We start from the raw sequence: 3,619 nt of genomic DNA, 5'->3' as shown, positions 1-3,619 counted from the left end.
CGAGCGTAAACTCTTCCTGAGGAAAATAATAAGTTTGATCTATAAGATCACTGTATTTTATGTTCATTTAGCGAAAGTGTGGAAATTACGAAGTTTTATATAAGCTTGCTAATGCTACATTAGGGTTCTGTATGTGTTGCTAAGATCATCATTTTCTACGATGTAAATGAAATCAAAAAAAAGTAAAATTCAAGTATTTTAAGCCAATTTTACTGGCCAAAGTATAGATTTATTAAATAGCATTATAAAATACCCATTTTGTGGGTGAAAACCCAAATTAAAATAAAGGATGAATTTGTATCTTAGAAACTAAATCTTTGATCATGAAACGTCTTGTATTCAACATGTTGCTAGTAGCACTTTTGTTAAGTAATTCTTATTCCCTTTGGGCCCAGCCCGCACCAGGGGTCTATCTTGGAGGTGATCCTGAAAACCAGACTCAGATTCATGAAGTCAAAGTAAGTGAGAATTACCTGATTCACTCTGAATATTATAACGGAAGGGTCATAGGGAAATTTGTTTCAACCATTGGAGGTTTTTATACAGCAGACAAGGATTCGCTCCATGTGAAATTAGAGTTCAATTCAAATTATGCGAATGATTCTTTAAGAACCAAAAAGTACGCCTATCAAATGTATGGAGATACTTTGATCCTAAATGAAAATAAAATAATGGTCCTGAACCCTGTTCAGGCCAAAGAGCAGGATCTAGATGGTACCTGGCTCTTTGCGACCAGGGGCCCAGACACAGGGCAGGAACGCCGGGGTGATGAAAGCGCTCGTAAAACATTAAAATTTTTAAAGGATGGATACTTTCAATGGATCGCCTACAATACCGCAACGATGCGGTTCTCCGGTACCGGGGGTGGGATGTATACGGCTAAAGACGGAAAGTATTCTGAGATCATCCAGTATTTTTCCAGGGACAATTCGCGCGTAGGGGCTGTGTTGGATTTTAATTATGAAATTTCCAGGGCCGACTGGCACCATACTGGGAAGAATAGCAAGGGAGAGCCCATGTACGAGATCTGGGCCAGGAGGGAATAGACAGGTTTATGGCTTGTTGATGTCCGACTTTCCGCCGGTTTTTTTTAGTAAACGAATATTGGAGATCTCAATGCCCTTGTCTATGGGCTTTAGCATGTCGTACATATTGAGGGCCACAATACTCGCCCCGTGCATGGCCTCTACCTCAACACCCGTTTTATAATTGGTCTTTACGGTAATCAGAATTTTTATCTGAAGTTTGTCTATTTCATAGCTTATCTCCGTGAATTCAATTGGCAAAGGATGGCAGTCTGGCAACAGATCGGATGTTTTTTTAACCCCTAGCAGGCCGGCTGCCTTGCTCATCGCAAAAACATCCCCTTTGGGGACCGTCTTGTTTTGAATGGCGCGGATGGTTTCCTCAGAACTCACCTTTACAATGGCCTGGGCCACCGCCGTTCTGAGGGTATTACTTTTGTGAGTGATATCTACCATGCTTACTTATTCACTTTCCATTGATAGGATTCGTCTTCAAATACTTCTTTCCCAAAGACCGGGACCTGGGCTTTTATTTCTTCCACCACATACTGCAGGGCCTCAAACACCTCTTTTCTGTGGGGCGATGACACAAAGACAAAGAGGCAGATCTCCCCCACCTCAACTCTGCCCACACTGTGGTAGATGTGCATACAACTAAGTTCATATTTCCCAAAGGTAGCTTCCCTGATCTCATGGAATTTCTTGTTGGCCATGGCTTCATAAGCCGAATAATCTATGGCCTTTACTTCCTTCCCGACTATCGCGTCTGCCCGTACCTGTCCCAGGAAAATATCGTGGGCCCCGATCTGGGTTTTCGACTGATGTTTGGCTATAGAATTTGCAATAAATTCCGGGGTGATGGCCCCCTGAACAAAAACGTTTTTGACAGCTGCTTTTTCCATTTTAATAACTCTGAAATGCGAAGGTAGGTAAGATTTCTAAAATGCCATTGCCTGGTCTGTTTTTGCCTTATTCCAGCACTTCGTACACTATAACTGGTTTTGCCTTATTCTTCATGGTAATAGTACCTACTTTTTTACATATGAACGACTCTTTTACGGCTTCATAACAACTCTCAGAAATAAGGATCTGGTTTTCGCCGGCTGCATCTTGCAAACGGGCTGCTGTGTTTACGTTATCGCCAATCACCGTATAATCTAATCTTCGCAGGCTGACCGATCCGATATTTCCGGAAATCATCTCACCACTCTTAATCCCTATGGAGACCTTTGCCTTAAAATCTGCAGGCAAAGCTTTAGTATCGAGTTGTTCCAGCTGATTCCGCACTGCCAGGGCAGCATCTATGGCACGGTCCAGGTGATATTCCCCCCTGAAGACAGCCATGATGGCATCTCCCATAAATTTATCTACAAATCCCTGCTGGGCAATGATCTCTTTAACCATAAGATCAAAATAGGTGTTGATCATCTGCACCACAGTATCTGCCTTGTTATTTTCACTGATCTTGGTAAAGCCGCATAGATCGAAGAACACAACGGTACCATCTATGGTCTCGTTGAGCATTACACTCGTCTCATATTCCTTGCTTCCCATAAAATTCAGTACACTCTCGTCTACATACATTTTAAGAATGTTGTTCTCTTTAATGGCATTCAGCGTTTCTTTGATCTGCCGCACATGCTTCAGGGTCTTTTCCATAGTTACGGTAAGATCTTCAAAATCTATAGGCTTGGTGATAAAATCGAAGGCCCCCCGGTTCATGGCTGTGCGTATATTGGCCATATCGCCATAGGCAGAAACGATCACCGATTTTAATAGTGGGTTTAATTCATGTAATTTGGTGAGCAGGGTAAGTCCATCCATTTCAGGCATGTTAATATCACTTAGAACAAGATCCATCCCAGGTTCTGTCTCCAGTTTTGCCAGGGCATCCTTTCCATTGATCGCAAAAACAAATTCGTATTCATTTTGCCGTATCTGCTTTCGGAATTTCTGTTTGATGAGAACCTCCAGATCCGTCTCATCGTCTACTACCAGTATCTTAGCCATTATGTAAGGGTTGTTAACTTGCTTTTTAAAAGCGTGAAATCCAATGGTTTGGTCAGAAAGTCGTCTGCTCCCAAGCGCTTTGCCGTACTGCGGTTTTCTTCATCCCCATAGGCTGTGATCATCATCACTACCGGCGGGGGTTTTACAAAGTCTTTCTTGATCTTTTCTAAAAGATCCAGGCCGCTCATGCCGGGCATATTAATGTCTGACAGGATCAACACAGCCTCGTGTTGCATACTGTTCATGACCTTCAGTGCATCTTCCCCGGAAAAAGCAAAGACAAAATTTAGGGCCCCGCTTTTTATCTCTTTTCTGAAGCGTTGCTGGAAAAGCATTTGTACATCTTGTTCGTCATCTACCACTAAAATTTTCATGCAGTTGTTTTTTTTAATTCTTTATTGATTTTTTGGTTTGTAAAATGGGCAAAAGAATGGTGAATTCGGTGCCTTCCCCTTCCCGGGTATTCACCTTAAGTTCCCCGCCATGAGCCTTTACGATATCATAACTTAAGCTCAGGCCAAGACCGGTTCCTTCCCCACTAGGTTTGGTGGTGAAAAAAGGCTGAAAGATCTTTTCTTTTATGG

Annotated in this window: 6 protein-coding genes; 1 reads left to right on the top strand and 5 read right to left on the bottom strand. The window is 42.4% G+C overall.

Annotation, left to right across the window (positions count from 1 at the left end; all coding sequences use genetic code 11):
• Positions 1-323 precede the first annotated feature (323 nt).
• Positions 324-1,046: a hypothetical protein gene (locus WBM49_RS12685; RefSeq protein ID WP_424372421.1), complete on the top strand. Its 723-nt coding sequence runs from the start codon at positions 324-326 to the stop codon at positions 1,044-1,046.
• A gap of 6 nt (positions 1,047-1,052) precedes the next feature.
• On the opposite strand, the gene moaC is transcribed toward WBM49_RS12685, so the two are convergent.
• The 5 genes from moaC to WBM49_RS12660 all read right to left on the bottom strand — a co-directional run.
• Complete coding sequence (gene moaC, locus WBM49_RS12680; protein WP_424372420.1) at positions 1,053-1,481, bottom strand: cyclic pyranopterin monophosphate synthase MoaC; 429 nt, start codon at positions 1,479-1,481, stop codon at positions 1,053-1,055.
• A 2-nt stretch (positions 1,482-1,483) separates the two neighbouring features.
• Positions 1,484-1,927, bottom strand: a complete 444-nt coding sequence (locus WBM49_RS12675; protein ID WP_424372419.1) for a molybdenum cofactor biosynthesis protein MoaE — start codon at positions 1,925-1,927, stop codon at positions 1,484-1,486.
• A 67-nt stretch (positions 1,928-1,994) separates the two neighbouring features.
• Positions 1,995-3,035: a response regulator gene (locus WBM49_RS12670; protein WP_424372418.1), complete on the bottom strand. Its 1,041-nt coding sequence runs from the start codon at positions 3,033-3,035 to the stop codon at positions 1,995-1,997.
• The gene (locus WBM49_RS12665) at positions 3,035-3,409 is read right to left on the bottom strand and encodes a response regulator (protein ID WP_424372417.1); all 375 of its coding nucleotides are present in this window, start codon (positions 3,407-3,409) and stop codon (positions 3,035-3,037) included. The genes WBM49_RS12670 and WBM49_RS12665 overlap by 1 nt, the downstream gene beginning before the upstream one ends.
• 13 nt (positions 3,410-3,422) lie before the next feature.
• The coding region (locus WBM49_RS12660) for a sensor histidine kinase (protein ID WP_424372416.1) at positions 3,423-3,619 on the bottom strand (197 nt) is incomplete at its 5' end.

Origin of the sequence: Muriicola sp. (genome assembly GCF_049669965.1) — a bacterium.
Taxonomy (GTDB): Bacteria; Bacteroidota; Bacteroidia; order Flavobacteriales; family Flavobacteriaceae; genus Muriicola.
This window is presented reverse-complemented; position numbering and strand designations above follow the sequence as displayed.

Bases quoted from the DNA above. Each gene is read 5' to 3' on its own strand.
- WBM49_RS12685 (WP_424372421.1), top strand. From the start codon at position 324: ATGAAACGTCTTGTATTCAACATGTTGCTAGTAGCACTTTTGTTAAGT.
- moaC (WP_424372420.1), bottom strand. From the start codon at position 1,481: ATGGTAGATATCACTCACAAAAGTAATACCCTCAGAACGGCGGTGGCC.
- WBM49_RS12675 (WP_424372419.1), bottom strand. From the start codon at position 1,927: ATGGAAAAAGCAGCTGTCAAAAACGTTTTTGTTCAGGGGGCCATCACC.
- WBM49_RS12670 (WP_424372418.1), bottom strand. From the start codon at position 3,035: ATGGCTAAGATACTGGTAGTAGACGATGAGACGGATCTGGAGGTTCTC.
- WBM49_RS12665 (WP_424372417.1), bottom strand. From the start codon at position 3,409: ATGAAAATTTTAGTGGTAGATGACGAACAAGATGTACAAATGCTTTTC.